At 70.1% G+C, this 19764-nt stretch carries 14 protein-coding genes and 1 tRNA gene; 8 read left to right on the forward strand and 7 right to left on the reverse strand.

From position 1 onward, the window contains the following. The first annotated feature begins 24 nt into the window (after positions 1-24). Together GF068_RS11065 and GF068_RS11070 are read left to right on the forward strand one after the other, a co-directional pair. Positions 25-1107, forward strand: a complete 1083-nt coding sequence (locus GF068_RS11065) for a histone deacetylase family protein (protein ID WP_153819336.1) — start codon at positions 25-27, stop codon at positions 1105-1107. Positions 1108-1180: 73 nt separating this feature from the next. After that, a tRNA-His gene (locus GF068_RS11070) sits at positions 1181-1253 on the forward strand. Positions 1254-1333: 80 nt separating this feature from the next. On the opposite strand, the gene GF068_RS11075 is transcribed toward GF068_RS11070, so the two are convergent. The 3 genes from GF068_RS11075 to GF068_RS11085 all read right to left on the reverse strand — a co-directional run bounded on the left by GF068_RS11075 (position 1334) and on the right by GF068_RS11085 (position 7550). After that, positions 1334-1837 (reverse strand): acyl-CoA thioesterase, encoded by a 504-nt coding sequence (locus tag GF068_RS11075; RefSeq protein WP_153819337.1) that lies wholly within the window; start codon positions 1835-1837, stop codon positions 1334-1336. Between the two features lie 32 nt (positions 1838-1869). After that, positions 1870-4539 carry an ATP-binding protein gene (locus GF068_RS11080; RefSeq protein WP_153819338.1) on the reverse strand — a complete coding sequence of 890 codons (2670 nt, stop codon included), beginning with the start codon at positions 4537-4539 and terminating at the stop codon, positions 1870-1872. 203 nt (positions 4540-4742) lie between these two features. Next, on the reverse strand, positions 4743-7550 hold the full coding sequence (locus tag GF068_RS11085; protein WP_153819339.1) for a cation-translocating P-type ATPase: 2808 nt from the start codon (positions 7548-7550) through the stop codon (positions 4743-4745). Between the two features lie 110 nt (positions 7551-7660). On the opposite strand from GF068_RS11085, the gene GF068_RS11090 reads away from it, so the two are divergent. Continuing rightward, complete coding sequence (locus GF068_RS11090) at positions 7661-8824, forward strand: hypothetical protein (protein WP_153819340.1); 1164 nt, start codon at positions 7661-7663, stop codon at positions 8822-8824. 10 nt (positions 8825-8834) lie between these two features. Here the strand turns inward: GF068_RS11090 and GF068_RS11095 are convergent, their stop codons facing one another. Beyond that, positions 8835-9230 (reverse strand): VOC family protein, encoded by a 396-nt coding sequence (locus GF068_RS11095; RefSeq protein ID WP_153819341.1) that lies wholly within the window; start codon positions 9228-9230, stop codon positions 8835-8837. A 32-nt stretch (positions 9231-9262) separates the two neighbouring features. Further along, positions 9263-10681: a tetratricopeptide repeat protein gene (locus GF068_RS11100; protein WP_153819342.1), complete on the reverse strand. Its 1419-nt coding sequence runs from the start codon at positions 10679-10681 to the stop codon at positions 9263-9265. 169 nt (positions 10682-10850) lie between these two features. Between GF068_RS11100 and GF068_RS11105 the strand changes: the two genes are divergently transcribed. Next, positions 10851-11780 (forward strand): formate/nitrite transporter family protein, encoded by a 930-nt coding sequence (locus GF068_RS11105; protein ID WP_153819343.1) that lies wholly within the window; start codon positions 10851-10853, stop codon positions 11778-11780. On the opposite strand, the gene GF068_RS11110 is transcribed toward GF068_RS11105, so the two are convergent. Further along, a complete protein-coding gene (locus GF068_RS11110) occupies positions 11764-12318 on the reverse strand; it encodes a superoxide dismutase family protein (RefSeq protein ID WP_206079444.1) in 555 nt (184 codons plus the stop codon). The genes GF068_RS11105 and GF068_RS11110 overlap by 17 nt on opposite strands. A 147-nt stretch (positions 12319-12465) precedes the next feature. Here GF068_RS11110 and GF068_RS11115 point away from each other — a divergent pair, with 147 nt between their 5' ends. Beyond that, on the forward strand, positions 12466-13893 hold the full coding sequence (locus GF068_RS11115) for a serine/threonine-protein kinase (protein WP_153819344.1): 1428 nt from the start codon (positions 12466-12468) through the stop codon (positions 13891-13893). Then, on the forward strand, positions 13890-14903 hold the full coding sequence (locus GF068_RS11120; protein ID WP_153819345.1) for a tetratricopeptide repeat protein: 1014 nt from the start codon (positions 13890-13892) through the stop codon (positions 14901-14903). The genes GF068_RS11115 and GF068_RS11120 overlap by 4 nt, the downstream gene beginning before the upstream one ends. 3 nt (positions 14904-14906) lie before the next feature. Here the strand turns inward: GF068_RS11120 and GF068_RS11125 are convergent, their stop codons facing one another. Beyond that, positions 14907-15596 carry a hypothetical protein gene (locus GF068_RS11125; protein ID WP_153819346.1) on the reverse strand — a complete coding sequence of 230 codons (690 nt, stop codon included), beginning with the start codon at positions 15594-15596 and terminating at the stop codon, positions 14907-14909. A gap of 70 nt (positions 15597-15666) precedes the next feature. On the opposite strand from GF068_RS11125, the gene GF068_RS11130 reads away from it, so the two are divergent. Further along, positions 15667-16995 carry a sigma 54-interacting transcriptional regulator gene (locus tag GF068_RS11130; protein WP_153819347.1) on the forward strand — a complete coding sequence of 443 codons (1329 nt, stop codon included), beginning with the start codon at positions 15667-15669 and terminating at the stop codon, positions 16993-16995. 459 nt (positions 16996-17454) lie between these two features. After that, positions 17455-19764: a family 2 encapsulin nanocompartment cargo protein terpene cyclase gene (locus GF068_RS11135; protein WP_153819348.1), complete on the forward strand. Its 2310-nt coding sequence runs from the start codon at positions 17455-17457 to the stop codon at positions 19762-19764.

Below are 19764 nucleotides of genomic sequence, written 5' to 3' on the forward strand. Positions count from 1 at the left end.
CTCAACCGTCCCTGCCGGAGTCTCATGATCGCAACGAACCCCGCCTCGCAGATCCTCGTCGTCGGTGACGCGCTCTTCGACGACCACCGCTCGCGCGGCTACCACCCCGAGCGCCCCGAGCGCCTGCACGCAGCTCGCGCCGCGCTCGATCGTTGCGCCCATGAAGGCCTGCGCGCCGAGCACGTCGCGTCACGCGACGCGACCGAGGAGGAGCTCGCGCGCGTGCACGACGAGGCCTACCTCGCCAACCTCGCGAGCCTCGCCGGCCACCACGCCTCGCTCGATCCAGACACGTACCTCGCGCCCTCGTCGGTCGCCGCGGCGCGTCGCGCGGCAGGCGCAGGCGTCGCGCTCGTCGACGCGCTGCTCGACCCGTCGAGCCAGAGGCCCGGCGAGGCGCGCTCGCCCGGCCTCGCGCTCCTGCGCCCGCCGGGGCACCACGCGACGCGCAGCCGCGGCATGGGCTTCTGCCTGCTGAACAACGTCGCGGTGGCCGCCGCGAGCGCGCTCGCCAAGGGCCTCAACCGCGTGGCGATCCTCGACTGGGACGTGCACCACGGCAACGGCACGCAGGACATCTTCTGGACCGATCCCCGCGTGCTCTACATCTCGCTGCACCAGTATCCGTACTATCCAGGCACGGGCGCGGTGCACGAGAAGGGCGGCGGCGACGCGGGCGGCTACACGGTGAACGTGCCGCTCTCGCAAGGCGCGGGGGACCGGGTCTACGCCGAGGCGTTCCGGCAGGTCGTCGATCCGGTGCTCGAGGCGTTCGCGCCGGAGCTGATCCTGGTGTCGGCCGGCTTCGACGCGCACCAGCGCGACCCGCTCGCGGACATGTGCGTGACGGACGGGGGCTACGCCGCGATGGCGTCCCTCGTCGCGCGCGCGGCGCAGCGGAGCGCCGAGGGGCGGCTCGCGTTTTTCCTGGAGGGCGGCTACGACCTCGGGGCGCTCTCGAGCTCACTCGCGGCGACGTTGCTCGGCGCGGCGTCCGCGGCCTCGACCGAGCCGAGCTCGACCGGCGCAGCGCCGGCCTCGTTCCGACACGCGGGAGAGGTCACGCAGGCGCGGCAGACGGCGGCCGAACACTGGCGAGGGATCTGAAACGAACGGGTTGCACTTTGCATCGAGTCGTGTAGAGTGCGCGCCCGGTGTTGCCCTTCGGGGTCGTACCACGGTGGGTATAGCTCAGTTGGTAGAGCGCTGGTTTGTGGTACCAGCTGTCGCGGGTTCGAGCCCCGTTACTCACCCTAGGCTTCGCTGAAACACCCTCACCCCAACCCCTCTCCCGTCCCGGGAGAGGGGCAGATGGAGAGATGGGGGGAGCGAATCAGAGAGCGCGTTTCCGCCGCGCGAGGCGCTCATTCCTTCGGTCATTCGCCGCCGACGCGAGCGTCCGATCCTCCTCGGTCTCGCAGGCGAGCGGCGGGACGGGCGCAGGCCTGAGCGCTCCCTCGACCTCCTGCATCGCCACGAAGGTCACGAACGCACGCGCACACCGCCAGCGCTTGCCCGACGGCGCGTCCTCGCCCTCGACGTCGACGAGGATCTCCACCGACGTGCGGAACGCGGCCGTCACCCGCGCGCGCAGCAGCACGACCTGACCGACCTTGATGGGCGCCTCGAACGAGACGTCGTCGAACTCCGCGGTCACCGCGAGCCGGCCGGCGTGACGCTGCGCGCAGATCGCCGCGCAGAGGTCGATCCACGCGAGGATCTGCCCGCCAAAGACGTTCCCGAGCGCATTCGCGTGGGTCGGGAGCACGTACTCGGTCATCGTGGTGATCGAGTCGCTGACGTTGCGTGGCGAGAGCGGCGCAGCAGGGGAGGACATGGCTGCGAGGTAGCACGGAGCCGAACGCCCCGTCACCCCACCTCGATCTCCGCCTCCGGCGACGGCGGCAGCTCCGACTTGCTCGCGCTCGTCAACTGCAGCCGCTCGAAGATCTCGTCGGCGCGCGCATCCATCGTGCTCGCCTCCTTCTGCACGTCCTCGTTGCCGGCGAGCTCCGGGTTCTTGCGCAGGAAACGCGCGTAGGTCTTGAACGTCCGCGCGAGCTCGACCTCGTTGCCGCTCTGCTCGAAGATCGCGACCGCACGATCGAAGTACTCGCGCGCGCTCGTCGTATGCGCGTGGCCCCAGCCGCCCGCCGCCGTGATCTCCCCGAGCGTCCGGAGCGCCGCGGCGAGGTGCACCTTGCTGCGCACCGAGGCGAAGAGGTCGACGGCGCGGCCGATGCAGTCGCGCGCCTTGCCGAGGTCACCTTGCATCAGGTACGCCTTGCCGAGCGCGCGCAAGGTCTCGGCGAGCTTCAGCCGATCGCCGAGCTCGTCGCAGAGCCCCTCGGCGCGCACGAGCACGCCGATCGCACGCTCCGGCTCGCCGCTCCGGTAGTACGTCGTCCCGATGTTCGTCAGCACGAGCGCGATCTTGTTCCGATCGCCGATCTGCTGCGCGACCTCGAGCGCCTCCTCGAACATCACGAGCGCCTTCTGGAAGTTGCGCCGCTCCTCGGCGATCGTGCCGAGGTTGTTCAGCGTCGTCACCACGCCGACGAGGTCGCCGACCTCGCGCCGGATCGAGAGCGACTGCTCGAACGCCTCGAGCGCCTCCTTGAACTGTCCCGAGTCCTGCAGCGCGAGGCCCAGGTTGTTCAGCGACAGCGCGATCGAGCGCCGGTCGCCGAGCTTCTTCCGCCGCGCGAGGCCGTCGCGGAACATCACGAGCGCCGGCTCGTACTCGCCCTTCAGCCACGCGATCTTGCCGAGGTCGTCGATCGTCGAGGCCACGCCGCGCTCGTCGCCCGACGCTTCGAAGAGCGACATCGCCGTCGTCAGGTGCCGCTCGCCCTCGTCGAGCGAGCCCATGTCGCGGAAGAGCCGGCCGATGCGGTTGTGCGCAGCGCCGCCCTTCTTCTTCATGTCGAGCCGGTACGCGAGCGTCAGCATCCCCCGGAACGCCGCCATCGCGTCGTCGATGTACCCCATCGACTGGAGCACGTCGCCGTACGCATGCAGCGCGTCGATACGCGCGCCGTCGTGCGAGTCGCCGAGCAGCTCGAGGCCGCGCTGGTAGTACTCGCAGGCCTTGCCGTTCGCGTACCTGCGCCGCGCCACGGCCGCCGCCTCCAGGTACGCGAGGCCCGCCTGGATCGACTCGCCGGCTTGCTCGCGGTGTCGCGCGAGCGACGCGATCCGCTCCTCGCTCGTGCGCACGCCGGGCTGGTGCTCCATCCAGTCGGCGATGACCCGGTTCGAGAGGCTCTTCGCCTCGACGCTCGTCCGCGCCGCGATCGCCTCGCGCTCCTCGCTGCGCGCCCAGGCGTACTCCACCGAGCCGGGGAAGATCGTCCCCGCGCGGCGCGCGATCCAGCCGCTCTTGCAGAGCCCGTCGAGCATCCGCCCGATCCGCGCGACGTCGCCCGTCTCCTCCTCCACCCAGAGGTCGGGCGCCTCGAGCCCCGTGCGCGCGAGCGCCACGAACGCCGTGCTCCAGAAGACCGCGCCCATCGCCGCCGCTTGCTCGAGCACCGTGCGCTCGTCCTCGTCGAGCGAGGACACGCGCGCCTCGACCGCGTCCTCGACCGTCGCCGGCAGCCGCGCCGTCGCGAGGCGCTCCGGGTAAAGCACGAGCCGCGCCTCGCCCTCCTCCGTCGTGGCCTCGCCGATCACGCCCTCGGCCGCGTAGATCTCCACCATCTGCGCGAGCAGGCCCGGGTTGCCACGCGCGAACGCGCACGCCGTCTCCACGAGCGGCGCGGGCACCTCGCCCTCGAGCGCGTAGATCGCGAGCATCGCGCTCGCCACGCGCGCGCTCTCCTCCTCGCCGAGCGGCTCGAGCTCGAGCAGCGTGTGCCGCCGCTCCCCCACGCGCGCCCAGTCTTCCTGCCGGTAGACGAGATCGTCGCGGCCCGTGCAGACCACGAGGATCGGGCCCGTCAGGTACTCGAGCAGGTAGCGGAGCAGCGAGAGCGCGTCCTCGTGCGCCTCGTGCAGGTCTTCGAGCACCAGGATGAGCGGGCCCGCCTGCGCGTCCGCTTCGAGGAACGCCTTCACCACGGCGCGCCGCACGAGCTCGGCCTCGTGCGGGTCGTCGCTCACGGCGCGCGTCAGCGGGCTCTCCTCCTCGGTCAGGCCGAGGAGCTGCCCGAGGAACGTGACGGCGTCGCTCACCCGCCGCGGCTCGAGCACGCCTTCGAGCCCGCGCCGGATCGCCGCGCGCGCCTCGTCCGGGTCCGTGCCGCGCACGAGGCCGAAGCGCGAGCGGATGAGCCGCGCGAAGGGCGAGAACGAGACCGAACCGTCACGCGCGCTGCCTTCGAAGGCGCGGACGCCGCTCCTGCGCGACGCCACGAACTCCGCGACGAGCCGCGTCTTGCCGATGCCTGCGGGTCCGACGATCGTCACGATACGCGCGTCGCGCCGCTCCTCGACCGCGGCGAGGCTCTCGGCGAGGAGGGAAAGCTCTTCGTCCCGGCCCACGAGCGGACACGCGGGCGCGCGTGACGCACTGACGTTTGGTCTCTCGGTCTCCATCGAGCTCCGGGGAGGTTTTTCTCCGACGCGGCGAGGGTATAGCCTCGCCCGCCCCGAGGAAAGCGGCGCGGGGAGGTTTTCGAGGAGCCTCGAACAGCCGGACGGTTCGGCGCCGCGAGCTCGCTCAGCGAGCTCGCCTCTAGGGGGTGAATCGGCCGGGCTTTGCCTGGCCGAGAGGGGGACGCGAGGCGTCCCCCTCGGGACTAAGACGGCCTGAGCCGCGGTCGGAAGACCCGGAAGCTCGGGCCGCCGGGGGTGCGCCCCGCCCGACGCTCGGCGCGCCGCCGCTGCCACCGCTTCTCCAGGGCGATCACGGGCAGGACCACGAGCGCCACCGCCGCCGATCGCGCCCACTCCCCCGCGCCGAGCGGCGCCGAGTCGAAGAGCACGTGCATGAACGGCAGGTACACGAACCCGAGCTGGAGGAGGAGGAGCGCGACGACCCCCACGTACACGAACGGGTTCGAGAACAGCCCGATCGCGAGGGCCGAGCCCCGGAGCGAGCGGCAGTTCTGGAGGTAGAACACCTGGAACAGCACCATCGTGGTCACGGCCATCGTCTGCGCCTTGCGCAGGGCGACGTCCGCGGACATGCCGGCGTCGAGCTTCTCGTTGTACTCCAGCAAGAACAGCCCCACCGACCCGGCCGTCATCAAGAGCGCCACGATCACCGTCCGCGCGAGCACGAACCGCCCCAGGATGGGCTCGTCGGCGCGCCGCGGCGGTCGCTCCATCAGGTTCGGCTCCTTGGCCTCGAACGCGAGCGGGAGCGAGAGGGTCACCGTGGCGACGAGGTTGATCCAGAGGATCTGGACGGGCGCCATCGCGAGGAGCGGGCGCCCGTCCACGAGCGGGAAGAACAGCACCGCGATGAGCAGGACCAGCGCCTCGCCGATGTTCGTCGGCAGCACGAACGCGAGCGCCTTGATCAGGTTGTCGTAGACCCGCCGGCCCTCTTCGACCGCCGCGCGGATGCTCGCGAAGTTGTCGTCCGTGAGCACGATGTCGGCCGCCTGCTTGGCCACGGCCGTGCCCGTGATGCCCATCGCCACGCCGATGTTCGCCTGCTTCAGCGCCGGCGCGTCGTTCACGCCGTCGCCCGTCATCGCCACGACCCGCCGATCGGCCTGCAGCGCCTCCACCAGCCGGAGCTTGTGCTCCGGCGCGACACGCGCGAACACGTTGCGCGTCCGCGCCACCTCCGCGAGCTCCTCCTTCGACATCGCCGAGAGCTCGCGGCCCGTCACCGCCTCGTCCGAAGGCACGATCAGGCCGAGTTCGATCCCGATCGCCTTCGCCGTCACCGGGTGATCCCCCGTGATCATCTTGACCGTGATGCCCGCGTGGCGACACGCCGTCACCGCCTCGATCGCCTCCGGCCTCGGCGGATCGAGCATCCCGACGAGCCCGACGAGCTCGAGGCCACGCGCCACCTCCGCCTCGCCGAGCCCCTCGAGGGGCTGCGCCGGCTTGCGCGACGCGACCGCGAGCACGCGCATCCCGCGCGACGCCATCGCCTCCACCTGCTCGTGCACCACGTCTCGATCGAGCGGCGCGCCTCCGGCGAGGTGGCTCGAGCGGGCGAAGACCACCTCGGGCGCGCCCTTCATCAGGATCTCCTGCTCGCCCGAGGCCACGACGTGCAGCGTCGCCATGTACTTGTGCTCGGACTCGAACGGGATCGCGTCGCGCCGCGGCGCCTCCGCGCGCAGGGCGTCGTCGTGCATCCCGATCTTCTGCGCGGCCACGATGAGCGCGCCCTCCGTCGGGTCCCCGGTGATCCCGAAACCTCCGCCCTCCCGCGTGGCGAGGCGCGCGTCGTTGCAGAGCGCCGCGGCGCGCAGGAGCACGCGCACGTCGTCCGGCGCCTCGCCGACGGGTTTGCCTGCGCGCCGGAGCTCGCCCTTCGGCTCGTAACCCACGCCCGAGAGCTCGTAGCCGCCGGCCGGCGTCCAGAGCGACGCCACCGTCATCTCGTTCCGCGTCAGCGTGCCCGTCTTGTCCGTGCACACCACGCCCGCTTGCCCCAGCGTCTCCACGGCCGGCAGCTTCCGCACCACCGCGCGCCGCGCCGCCATACGTTGCACGCCGATGGCGAGCGCGATCGTGATGATCGCCGGCAAGCCCTCCGGGATCGCCGCCACCGCCAGCGTGATGCCCGCGAGCACCGCCTCGAGCAGCGAATACCCGCGCACCATCGCGACGCCCACCAGCGCCACCGCCACGATCGCGATCGCCACCGTGAGCAACTGCGCCACGCGCGCGAGCGAGCGCGTGAGCGGCGTCTCGAGGTCCGCGGCCTCGCGCAGCAAGGACGAGATCTTGCCGATCTCCGTGTCCGCGCCCGTCGCCACCACGACGGCTTGCCCCGTGCCCGTCGTGATCAACGTCCCGCCGTGCACCATGCACTTCCGATCGGCGACGGCCGCGTCCTTCGGCGACGGCTCGACGTGCTTGCGCACCGGCATCGACTCGCCCGTCAGCGGCGCCTCGTCGGCCGCGAGGTTCTTCACGTGCACGAGCCGCATGTCGGCCGGCACCTTGTCGCCGGCCGCGAGCAGCACGACGTCGCCGGGCACGAGCTCTTCTGCGGGCACGGTGATCTTCGCGCCGTCGCGCATCACCGTCGCGACGTCGGGCACGAGCGCCGAGAGCGCCTCGATCGCCTGCCCTGCGCGGTACTCCTGCACGAACCCGATCAGCGTGTTCAGCACGACCACGCCGAGCACCACCGCGCCGTCGGTGATCTTCCCGAGCGCGAAGGCGAGCGCCGCGGCCGCGAGCAGCACGTAGATGAGCGGGCTCTTGATCTGCCGCCACAGGAGCAGGAGCGGGCCCTCGCGTTTTGCTCTCGGCAGCACGTTGGGCCCGTGCTCCTCGAGCCTACGCGTGGCCTCGGTCGAGAGCAGTCCGCTCTCGGAGGAAGCGAGCGCGCCGAGCACGACCTCGGCCGGCTCGTCGTGGTACGTTTTCTGCTCGATCTGGGCGGGCGCAGTCGTGGCAGGCTTCATGTCCCTGCCCGACACCTTCACGGCCCGTGCCGATCCGGGCGTCCTCGTTTCGAACAGGCGGGGGAGCGCTTCCGGTGCCCATGACGCGCGGGCCGGGGTAAGCTCACCGCGTGAGCGACGAAGGGGAACGGCCGAGCTACGACCCGGCCGAGGTGCGCCGGAGCATCACGCTTTGTTTCAGCGCCAGGGATCTGCGCGAGCTCGCCGAGGGCCTCGGCGCCGCCGGCCTGCCCGAAGGCCGGGGCATCCAGGACATGGCGCGTGAGGTCGTCCGGCATTTCGAGAAACAAGGCACGCTCGATCGCCTCGTCGAGGCGTTGAAGCAGGCGCGACCGCTGATGGAGTGGCCCGCGCCGCTCGCCCGCTCGAACGCCGCCGCCGCCGCGCCCGCCTTCCCGCCGCCGCCGCCGCTCGCGCCCCTCACGCCCGAGCCCGAGGCCGCGCCTGCACCCGCGCCCGCGCCCGAGCCCGCTGCCGCGCCCGCGCCCACCCTCGTCGAGCCCGCTCCCGCGCCTCCCCTCGTCGAGCCCCCGCGTGGCCCCGAAGCTCCGCTCCTGCGAGATCCCTACGCGCCCGTCTGGCCCGGCACGTCCGCTCCGCGTGAACCAACGCGCCCTGTCGACGGCCGCAGGTTCACCCTGCTCTTCGCGATCGCGGCCGTCGTCATCGTCGTCGCCTCCGTGGGGGCCTTCCTCATCGGCCGCGCTGGCTCGGATTCTTCCGGCCCGGCGCCGCTGCTCGCGGGCACCGACGCGATGGCCAAGGGCGAACGACCTCTGCGCGAGAGTGGCCCTTCCCGGCTCGCGGCCGACGCCGTCCGCCGCAGCCTCGGCAACCTCGCGCGTGGCTGCGACCTGCCCCTCGGCCCGAACGAGGAGCCCGGGACCGAGCTCTTCCAGATGGCCTACGATCAATGCGGCATGCGCCCCATGATCGGCCGTCCGCCTTCGGCCGTCCGCCCGACGCGCCCCGCGGACTCGGCCGGCGCGCCGTCCGGGGGTGGCTCCGGCCTCTTCGACCCGCAGCCCACCTTGCCCCCGCCGAACCGCGCGGCCCCTGCCACGCAGCAGCAGCCCCGCAAGACACAAGCGGCCCCGGACAAACCCGCGCTCCCCGACAACACGGCCTGCGTCGACCGGTGCTCGGCCACGCAGAAACAATGCAATCGTGGCTGCGGGGGCGAGCCGAAGCTCAGCAGCGAGTACGGGCGCTGGCAACAGTGCCAGGCGCAATGCCTGCAGAGCGCGTCGAGGTGCCGGCTCGCCTGCCAGTGAGGGCGGGCGGCTAGGCCTCCACGCGCTCGCTCGGCGTCACGAACGCGAGTTTGTATCCTTCGGGATCCGTCACCACGAGCTCCCGCGTGAACCAGGGCTGGCTCCGCGGCCCGTCCACGGCGGCGCCGAGCGCCTTCGCGCGATCGGCGAGGTCCTCCAGCGAGACCTCCTCTCCCACGTGGAAACACAGGAGCACGCCGAGCCCGCGTTGCCCGGGCAGCTCCGCGCCGCTCGGCATCCCGACGAGGAAGACGTCCGCGTACCGGGCCCAGCGCAGGTGGACGAACACGCCGTCGCGATTGACGCAGGAGAACCCGAGCGACTCGTAAAACGCCGTCGCGCGCGCCGTGTCCGAGACGAGCAGCCTCACGTGGGAGGGCATGAGATAAGGTTCGTCGGGGGTCATGCGCTCTCCCTAGCACGAAGGGGCGCGGCCCGTCAGCGGCCGACCGGCGACGGCTCGAGCACGACGCTCGTCCCCGCGTGTTTCGGGAGGATCTCCTCCACGAGCACGTGCTCCTTCCCGTAGTTCTTCGCGAGCCACACCTCGCAGGTCCGCGAATAGGGGTCGAAGTACTGGAACTTCGCGGCGTAGTTCACGCAAACCTCGAACGACTTCTTGGCTTGCAGCTTCTGGGGCTCGCTCGCCTCGTCGAGCCTCCCGTAATACTCTTTTCGCAGGTCCTCGTACGTGAGGGTCATCCCGGGGACGGGGCCGTTTTTCTTCCATTCCTTGGGGATCGGCGCCGCGCGGAACTCCGCGACGAACTTCGACCACATCTGCCCCACGCGAGACGACGAGGCGATCACCCATCTCGGCGGCGGCATCGGCTGGAGCGCGAGCACCTCGGCATAAGCTCTCTCCGCCTCCTGGACCGCCGGACGCTTCGTCTTCACCCACTCCGCGACCTTCGTGGTGATGTGCTTGATCACCGCGTCTCCGTCTGCGGGGCCCGTGTATGCGGGATATCGGATCGCGTCGACCGCGGCGCGCTTCTGCTCCGCGAAAAAAAACAGCGCCTCGCCCACGTCCGTCAAGGCCCGCCCGAGCCGCCGGTTTTTCTCCGCCTCTTCGCCGCCCATCCCCGCGATCTGCTTCACGCTCGCCGCCGGATCCTTCCACGCGGCGCGCACGATTTCGTACTCCGTCGCCGCGCCCTTCTTGTCGTCGATCTTCGCCAGCGTCCGCCCGAGCAGGGTATGCGCGTGCATCCGATCCGGCAGGCTCCCCGAGCGATCCACCTGCGCCATCCACTTCCCCAGCCATCCACGCGCTTCTCGCCAGCTCTCCTCGCCGACGAGAAAATCCGCCATCGCCACCACGAGCCGCGCCGCCTGCTCCGGCTGCTTCGCGCCGTAGAGCTTCGCGAACAGCTCGACGTCCAGGGCCGCCTTCTTCTCGTCCTTCATCCAGAGCCGCAACACCACCGCGTCCTCGAGCGCCTCCGGCGCCTGCGGCATCGCCGGGAACTTGCGAACTGCCTGCGCGTAATGGCTCGCGGCCTCGGCGTATTCGGTGATCGAGGCCAGGTTCCGGGCGACGACGAACGCCACCTCCCTGCCGTAATCGGTGTAATCGAGCCGGTTCTTCGGATCGAGGATCATCCGCCGGACGGCGATCGCCTTGTCGAGCTTGTGCGCCTTCTCGAACGACGCCGCCGCCTTCACGAGCGCCTGCCCCGCCGCCGCACAACCTGGCTCGTTTTTCTCGCAGAGCGGCTTGCCGCTCTCGTCCCACGTCTTCAGGAACGCCTCCGCCTCCGCCGCAGGATCCGCCTCCGCCTCGGCCCACGCGGGCCCCGCTGCGAGGAAGGTGACCGCAAGAAGGACGCGCGAAATCCACCGCTTCGGGTTCATGTGCACCTCGATGGCTGGTTTGTTGTATCACACCGCGGACCATACCGGGTCCCCGACCACGCGGGCCGCAGATGGACCAAGCGACACGCGCTTCTTCGGCGGGTTCCCGCGATCCTCCGGCGAGGGGCTTCCCAAGCGCGCCACGCGCGGGTCATGATGGCGCCGGCGCATGGACTACGTCGCTCCGTCCAAGGTCGTCTCCCTCCTGCTCGACGCCGGGACGGCGAAGGCTCGCGCCTCGCTGCGTGACCTCGTGATCCGCGGCTTCCTCGCGGGCGCGCTGCTCGGCTTCGCCACGAGCCTCGCCGTCACCGCCGCCGTCCAGACCACGATCCCCCTCGTCGGCGCGATCGTCTTTCCCGTCGGCTTCGTGATGATCGTCCTGCTCGGCCTCGAGCTCGTCACGGGCAACTTCGCGCTCCTGCCCATGGCGATGCTCGACAAACGCGTCACCGCCGCGGAGCTCGCCCGCAACTTCGCCGTCGTCTTCTGCGCGAACCTCGCCGGCAGCCTCTTTTATGCGTGGCTGCTCTCGATCTCGCTCACCATGGCGGGCAGCGTCCCGCCCGACGCCGTCGCCAACAAGATCATCGCCATCGCCCAGGCCAAGACCCAGTTCCCCCAGTATGGCCTCGCCGGCCTGCTGGGCGTCTTCGTCCGGAGCATCCTCTGCAACTGGATGGTTTGTCTCGGCGTCGTCATGGCCATGACGTCCACCGCGACGGTCGGCAAGATCGCGGCCGCCTGGTTACCGATCCTCGTCTTCTTCGCGCACGGCTACGAGCATTCGGTCGTGAACATGTTCGTCATCCCGGCCGGCATGCTCCTTGGCGCGAAGATCACGTTCGCGGACTGGTGGCTGAAGAACCAGCTCCCCGTCACCGTGGGCAATTTCGTGGGCGGATGCCTCTTCACCGGAATGGCGCTTTATTTCACGCACAAGCCGAAGCCCGAGGCACCCGCGGACCTCGCCCCGCCCGCCCCCGCGCCTCCGCCCGTCCTCGAGCTCGCGGCCGAGCCCGTGCTCGAGCTCGTCACGAACGAGCCCGAGCACGACGCGGATTCGACGCCGGCCGCCGCGATCAGGGATTCAGCTTGATCACGCCGCAGCCGATACGAGCGCCTGCATTGCCGGTCGGCTGCGTGGTGAAATCGTCCGGATCCGCGTGCACCATGAATGCGTGATCGACCACGTCCGTCGTGGCCGCCCCGTCCCCCACGGTCCAGAGGTCCGTTCGCAGCGAGAGCGTGGCCTTTCCCGCGGCGTCCGCCGTCACGTTGCCGATATCGCCCCGGTGAAACGGGGCCGTCCCCCACTTGCCGTGCGCCTCGTTCGTCGGGTTCCAGTGCCCCATGGCGCTCATCCCGTCCATGCCGCAGTCGGGCATCTCGTGGATGTGCACCGCGTGTTCCCCGGGGGGCAGGCCGCTCAACTGGAGGTCGAGCCGGGTGAACCCGTCGGCCTCGTACACGAAGACGGCCTTTCCCGTGACGTTTTGCCCTTCCGAAGGCGCGATGTCCGCGGTCGCCTGCTTGCCGTCCGTATCACCTCCCTGCGCGCCGCCGTCGCCGCAACCCGCGAGCGCCGCCAGGACACACGTGCCCAAGACCGCGAAAGGATGACCTTTCTTCGTCACGTACCCCTCCCCTGTTTTGGCAGCTCCAGGCCTCCCGCCTGGAAAGTTCGAGCATGATGGCGCTTCCGCGGGGCTCGGCAAGCGAGCGATCGTGGGCGCATCGAACTGTAGCCAAGGAACACCGAGGGCCGGTAAGATTCGGCCCGCATGCGAATGTGTCCGGAGTGCCGCGCGAGCTACGAGGACGACGTGCCCGTATGCCCGGCGCACGGCGCGGCGCTCGTGTCGCTCGATGTTTCCCCTCGAGACGACGCGCTCGAGCCCGGCGTCATGGTCGGCGAGTACCGCATCGACCACAAGCTCGGCTCCGGGACGTTCGGCGACGTCTATGCGGGCGAGCACCCGCTCATCGGCAAGAAGGTCGCGGTCAAGGTCCTGAACCGCCGCTTCGCCTCGGACCCGGAGGCCGTCTCCCGGTTCATCGCCGAGGCGCGGGCGGTGAACAAGATCCGCCACCGCAACATCATCGACATCTTCTCGTTCAATACGCTCCCCGGCGGCAGGCATTATTTCGTGATGGAATACGTCGAGGGCCAGACCCTCGCCGCGCTGCTCGAGCAGAAGCACCGCTTGCCCGTCGCGACCGCGCTCCAGATCGCCCAGGGCGTCGCCTCCGCGCTCGACGCCGCGCACGAGGCCGGCATCACGCACCGCGACCTCAAGCCGGAGAACGTCTTCCTCGCCGCGGAGCGCGACGGCTCCCATTTCCCCAAGTTGCTCGATTTCGGCATCGCCAAGCTGAGGGACGACGACGTCGCCCACGAGACCGGCTCCGGCGTCCTGCTCGGCACGCCCCTCTACATGTCCCCCGAGCAGGCGCGCGGAAAGAAGGTCGACGCCCGCTCCGACATCTATTCGCTCGGCGTCATGATCCACGAGATGCTCACGGGCGCCGTGCCTTTCCGCGGCGACTCCGCGATGGACGTCGCGCTCAAGCACGACACCGAGCCGCCGCCCGCCCTCTCGACCGTTTGTCCCGACCTCCACCCGGCCCTCGACGCGCCCGTCCTCGGGATGCTCGAGAAGCGCCCGCGCAATCGACCCGCCTCGGCGGGCGAGGCCGTGGCGACCCTCGTCGCGCAGGCCTCCGAGCTCGGGCTCGTGGCTCGCCCTCCCCTTCCCTCGACAAACGCGGCCGCGAGCGAGCTTCGGCCCACGGCCGCGCGATCCGAGCCGTCCACCGAGCGCATGTCCGCCCTCGACTCGTCGAGCGTGCATCAAAAGAGCTCGTCCCCCCGGTGGCTCGTCGCCGCGCTCGGTATCGTGATCCTCGGGGGAATGGGCTCGATTCTCCTGCGCGCGCGCCCCCCGCGCGACGAGCGCTTCGAATCGAGCGCGAGCTCGGTCATGCCCTCCGCGTCCCCCGAGCCCGAGCGGATCCCGAGCGCCGCGCCTCCCCTCCCGCCGCCCGACGTCACCCTCGCGCCCGCGCCCCCAGAGGCGCCCTCGGCCTCGGCCGCGGCCCTGACGCCGCCTCCGCCGCGGCCCACGAAGCCGGCGCCCGCGCCGCGCCCCACGGGCAAGGCGCCCTCGAAGGGGCCCGATCTCCAGCGTATCCTCGGAGAGCGTGAATGAGGCGCTGGGCCCTCGCCATTTCGTTTTCCATCACCGTGACGTCCGGCGCCCCGGCGCGCGCGCAATCGCCGGAGGGCCCGTCGCTCGCCGTGGCCGAGGCGCTCTTCCAGCAAGGCCGCGAGCTCCTCGAACAGGAGCGTCATGCCGAGGCTTGCCCCAAGCTCGCCGAGAGCCAGCGCCTCGACCCGAAGCTCGGCACGCTGCTCAACCTCGCCCTCTGCCACGAGAACACCGGAAAAACCGCGACGGCCTGGGCCGAATACACGTCCGCCGCCTCGCTCGCGCGCGACAAGGAGCAGAAGGAGCGCGAGGATTTCGCCCGCGAGCGCGCCGCGGCGCTCCGGAAGAAGCTCGTGTACGTCGTCCTGCGCATGGAGGCGCCGCCCGCGGGCGTCGCGATGAAGCTCGACGACAAACGGATCGACGTCGCCGCGCTGAACGTGCCATTGCCGATCGACCCGGGCAAACACACGGTGACGGTGATGGCCCCGGGCAAACGGCCCTGGTCCGGCGAGGTCCTCGTGCCGGCGCAGCCGGGCGAGATCCCCGTGGAGATCCCGGCCCTCGAGGACGCGCCGCCCGAGCCGCCCCCGCAGCCGTCGAAGCCCGAGCCGCCCCCGACTCCGCTGCCGCAAACGCCGCTGCCGGAGGCGAAGAGACCCGCGCAGACCGGCCCACGCGCCTCCTCGGTCCTCATGGTCGCGGGGTTCGGCGGCGCCGCGGCGGCGCTGATGGTCGGCGCGTCGACGGGGATCGCCGCGCTCGCCAAGGCGAGCGAGATCCTGCCGAATTGTAATGGCTCCTCGTGCCCCGGGCAGGCCGGCTCGCTCGCCACGGCGAACACCCTCGCGAACGTGTCGAACATCGGGTTTGGCGTGGCCGTCCTCGGCCTCGGCGTCGGGATCGCCGGCGTCGCGCTCGCGCCGAGGCGTGAAGACGCGCCCCGCCCGGCGGTCTCCGTCACGCCCCTCCTCGGCCCCGGCGTGATCGGGCTCCGCGGCGCGTTCTGACGGTCAGAGGCACCCCTCCGCCTGGCAATCACACGATCCGCCGCAGACCTGATCGATCTCGACCGCCGCGTCGCACGTGGCCGTGCAGCGGTTGTCGCCGCAGAGCATCGTGACGCCCGCGCAGCTCTGGCCCTTGCAGACGAGGGTGCACGCGCCGTCGGGGCTGCATCGTAATGTCATGTTTTGACAACCTCCCTCCTCGCAGACGACCTCGCAGGGCGCTCCGCCCGCGCAGCTCACGAGGACGTCGTGACACTGGTCCCTGCATTCGAGCCGCGCCGGGGCCGCCCGCGTGTCGAGCGGGATGGTGAGGGGCCCGGCGTCCGCGTCGACGGACATGCATTCGTCCGGCTCGTCACACACCCGCGCGCACACGTTCCCCGCGCAGGAGTCACACGCGCCGCTCGGACAAACCCCCAGCATGGCCGACCAGCCGCATTCGTGGCAGAACCCGGGCTGGCCCATCGGCGCGGCGCAGACCGCGTCTTCGCGGCAACCCCCCGTCATCCGGGTGCAGCTCGTGTTGCAGGCCGTCGCCTCCGCATTGCAGGCATACGTACCACAATCTTCCTCGTTGCAGGCCTGCTCGGTCCCCTCGAGCCCCGCGATCCCCGCGACGAACTGACAGCCGATCGCCACGAGGCCCCAGGCGAGCCCCACGAGGGCGAGGCGCGCCGCCTTCCCTGTTTGCATGATTTCACCCTCTGCCCGAGGATACCACGGGTTGTCACGCGAGGGCGCGGCCGTGGTAACGTCCGTGCGCATGTCGGTGAAGAGCACGTCGCCCCTGCACGCAAGGCCCAAGGAGCTGCGCCTCGACGGCTTCTCGCTCTCCGTCGTCGAGGGCCCGGGCGCCGGCGCCTCGTTACGCGCCCGGATGAGCGAGGTCTCCGTCGGCACGGCCGAGGGCAACGACCTCGTGCTGCTCGATCCCACGGTCTCCCGCCATCATTTCAGCATATCGGCGACCTCCGACGGTTATCTCCTGAAGGACCTCGGCTCCTCGAACGGCACCTGGGTGGGCGGCATGCGCGTGCTCTCGGGGTATGTCGAGCCCGGCGCCCGCATTCGTGTCGGCCGGACGACCTTGCTCGTCGATCAGGTGAACGAGGACATCTGCGAGGCGCTCTCCCCCGAGGACGGCTTCGGCCCGCTGCTCGGCCAGAGCTCGGCCATGCGCCGCATCTTCGCGGCATTGCCTCGTATCGCGTCCTCCGACACCACGGTCCTGCTCGAAGGCGAGACGGGCACGGGCAAAGGTGTGCTCGCGGCGGCCATTCACGAGGCGAGCCCGCGCGCCTCCGGGCCGTTCGTGGTCCTCGATTGCGCGGCCATCGCGCCGACGCTCATCGAGAGCGAGCTCTTCGGCCACGTCAAGGGCGCGTTCACGGGCGCGCAGGCCGATCGCGCGGGCGCCTTCGAGCAGGCGAAGGGCGGGACCATTTTCATCGACGAGATCGGCGAGCTGCCCCTCGACATGCAGCCGAAGCTGCTCCGGGCCCTGGAGGAGCGCAGCGTCAAGCGCGTCGGCGGCAACCAGCGCGTCAAGCTCGACGTCCGCGTGATCGCCGCGACGAACCGCGACCTGCGCACGGAGGTCAACCGCAACGCCTTCCGCGCCGACCTCTACTACCGGCTCAACGTGGTGCGCATCCACGTCCCGCCGCTGCGCGAGCGCACCGGCGACGTCGAGCGCCTGGCGCGCCATTTCCACGCCGAGCTCGTCCCCGACAAACCCATCCCGGACGACCTCCTCGAGTCGCTCCGGCGCCAGTCCTGGCCGGGCAACGTGCGCGAGCTCCGCGCGGCGGTCGAGCGCGCGGTCCTGCTCGACGACCCCGCGATCCTCGCGCTCGGGAGCGAGGCCCCGGAGGCCGCGGAGGGGGACGACGAATACGACCTCGACGTGCCTTTCCGCGTGTCGAAGCAAAAGGCCTCGGATCAATGGGAGCGGGGATACGTGCGGGCGCTGCTCCGGGCGACGAGCGATAATATTTCGGAGGCGTCGCGGCGGGTGAAGATGGACCGCAGCCATTTGCGTACGCTGCTCCGGAAATACGGGATTCGCGGCGACGAAGAGCGCGGGGGCTGAGAGGCCTCCGAGCGTCCGCGGTACGTCAGGGCACGCCCTCCGAGGCGTGATCGGCGATGGCGCACTTGCACACCCATGATACAGCGCACGACTACACCGACAGAACAAAGAACTTCATATTACTTTTGTTTAAAAGTGTCCAATTTCACTTTTCGAGCCCCGAAGAGTGAATGCAGGTACGTCCGCGTACCATGGACAGACCGCTCACATCTTCAGGTTCGAGCAAGAGAAACGTCACGGACAAATAATTTTAAATTTGCGCCCCCGGGTCCCGTGATCTACAGGTCCGGTTCCAGGGACGTCAAGCCCCTGGCGTTCTGCATGGACAAACCCGGAACGCGCGCTGCGGAGCCGTAGCTCTGCGGATGGGCTGACTGCGTCCGGGATACACACCGCCGAGACATACGGGCAAACATCGCTCGCGTCGTCGAGTTACGACCTGCGAGAGAAGCCAGCGAAATGCAACCGTTCACGCTGCCGGACTTCTACATGCCGTATCCGGCGCGCATCAACCCTCACCTCGAGGGCGCGCGCGCGCATTCCAAGGCATGGGCCTACGAGATGGGGGTCCTCGAGAAGAACCCGCAGGGCACCCCCATCTGGGACGAGCGCACCTTCGACGCGCACGATTACGCGCTCCTCTGCGCGTATACCCACCCCGACGCCCCCGCGTCCGAGCTCGATCTCATCACGGATTGGTACGTCTGGGTCTTCTTCTTCGACGACCATTTCCTCGAGCTCTACAAGCGCACGAAGGACATGTCCGGCGCGAAGGCGTACCTCGACCGGCTGCCGCTCTTCATGCCCGTCGTGCCCTCGGGCGCGCCGCCCACCCCCACGAACACGGTCGAGCGCGCGCTCGCCGATCTCTGGGCGCGCACGGTCCCGCTCACCTCGGTGGCGTGGCGCGAGCGTTTCCTCGAAGCCACGAAGAACCTGCTCCTCGAGTGCATGTGGGAGCTCGCGAATATCCAGGAGAACCGGGTCGCGAACCCCGTCGAATACATCGAAATGCGCCGCAAGGTCGGCGGCGCCCCCTGGTCCGCGGGCCTCGTCGAGATCGCCGTGGGCGCCGAGGTCCCGGCCGCCGTCGCCGCGACGCGCCCCCTCGAGGTCCTGCGCGACACGTTCTCGGACGGCGTGCACCTGCGCAACGACCTGTTCTCGTACCAGCGCGAGGTGGAGGAGGAAGGGGAGAACGCCAATTGCGTGCTCGTCCTCGAGCGTTTCCTCGGCGTCCCCCCGCAGAAGGCCGCCGACCTGACGAACGAGATCCTGACCTCGCGGCTGCAGCAGTTCGAGAACACGGCGCTCGTCGAGGTCCCGGCGCTGTGCGCCGAATACGGGCTCACCCCGGAGCAATGCCTCGACGTCGCGAAATACGTCAAGGGCCTCCAGGACTGGCAGTCCGGCGGCCACGAGTGGCACATGCGGTCGAGCCGCTACATGAACGAGGGCGCGGACAAGTCCGGCGATACCCTCGATTTCCTCGGCCCGAGGGGGCTCGGGACCTCGGCGTTTCGAATCAAGCTCTCGCCCGGCGCCCTGGGATTGCAGCGCATCAAGACCTTGACGCACGCCCCGTTCCAGCCCGTGGGCCGGATGAAGCGGCCGCAGATCTACATGCCCTTCGCGCTTCGATTGAGCCCGCATCTGCCCGCGGCGCGCAGGAACTGCGTCGCGTGGGCCCGCAAGATGGGGATGCTCGAGGTGGTGCCGGGCGTCTTCGGCTCCGGGATCTGGAACGAGCGCAGGCTCATCGGCTTTGATTTCCCCGCCTGCGCCGCGGGCATTCACCCGGACGCGTCCCCGCACGAGCTCGATCTGAGCTCGGGCTGGCTGACCTGGGGGACGTACGGCGACGACTATTTCCCCCTCGTCTTCGGCGCGACCCGGGACATGGCGGGCGCAAAACGCTTCAATGCCCGTCTGTCGATGTTCATGCCGCTCGACCTCGCCGGCGCCCCCGTGCCCGAGAACCCCGTGGAGAGCGGCCTGCTCGACCTCTGGATCCGCACGGCGTCGCCCATGTCGATGAGCGCGCGTCAGACGCTCCGGCGCAGCATCGAGACGATGACCGGGAGCTGGCTCTGGGAGCTCTTGAACCAGACGCAGAACCGGATCCCGGATCCGGTCGATTACGTCGAGATGCGCCGCAAGACGTTCGGCGCCGATCTCACGATGGGCCTGTCGAAGCTCACGCTCGGCGACGTGATCCCGGCCGAGGTCTTCCGCACGCGGACGATGCGGGGGCTCGACAACACCACGGCCGACGTCGGCGGCTGGATCAACGACCTCTTCTCGTACCGCAAGGAGATCGAGTTCGAGGGCGAGCTCTCGAACCTCGTGCTTGTCGTGCAGCGCTTCCTCGAATGCGACGCGGATCGGGCCATGCACGTCGTCAATGACCTCCTGACGGCGCGCGTGCAGGAGTTCGAGCACATCGTCGCGACCGAGCTGCCCGCGCTCCTCTCGGAGTTCGGCCTGGAAAAGGAGGCTCGGGATGCGCTGCTCGGGTACGTCGAGAAGCAACGATTGTACATGGCGGGCGTGCTCAACTGGCACGTGGTGACCAGCCGTTACGTGGACGCCGAGCTCGAGCGCCACCCGATCGAGCGGGTGCTCGAGGGCGCGCGTGGTTTTGGCACCACGGCGGCGCGTATCGCCACGATGTTCGGCACCGGAAAGGCCGGTGCGCAGGTTCCCGCCGTGAAGGCGGATCTTTCGATGGGTACGGCGCGCGTCGCGCCCTTGAAGCTCGGGCGGTGA

The sequence above is a fragment of the Polyangium spumosum genome (assembly GCF_009649845.1).
GTDB classification, from domain to species: domain Bacteria; phylum Myxococcota_A; class Polyangia; order Polyangiales; family Polyangiaceae; genus Polyangium; species Polyangium spumosum.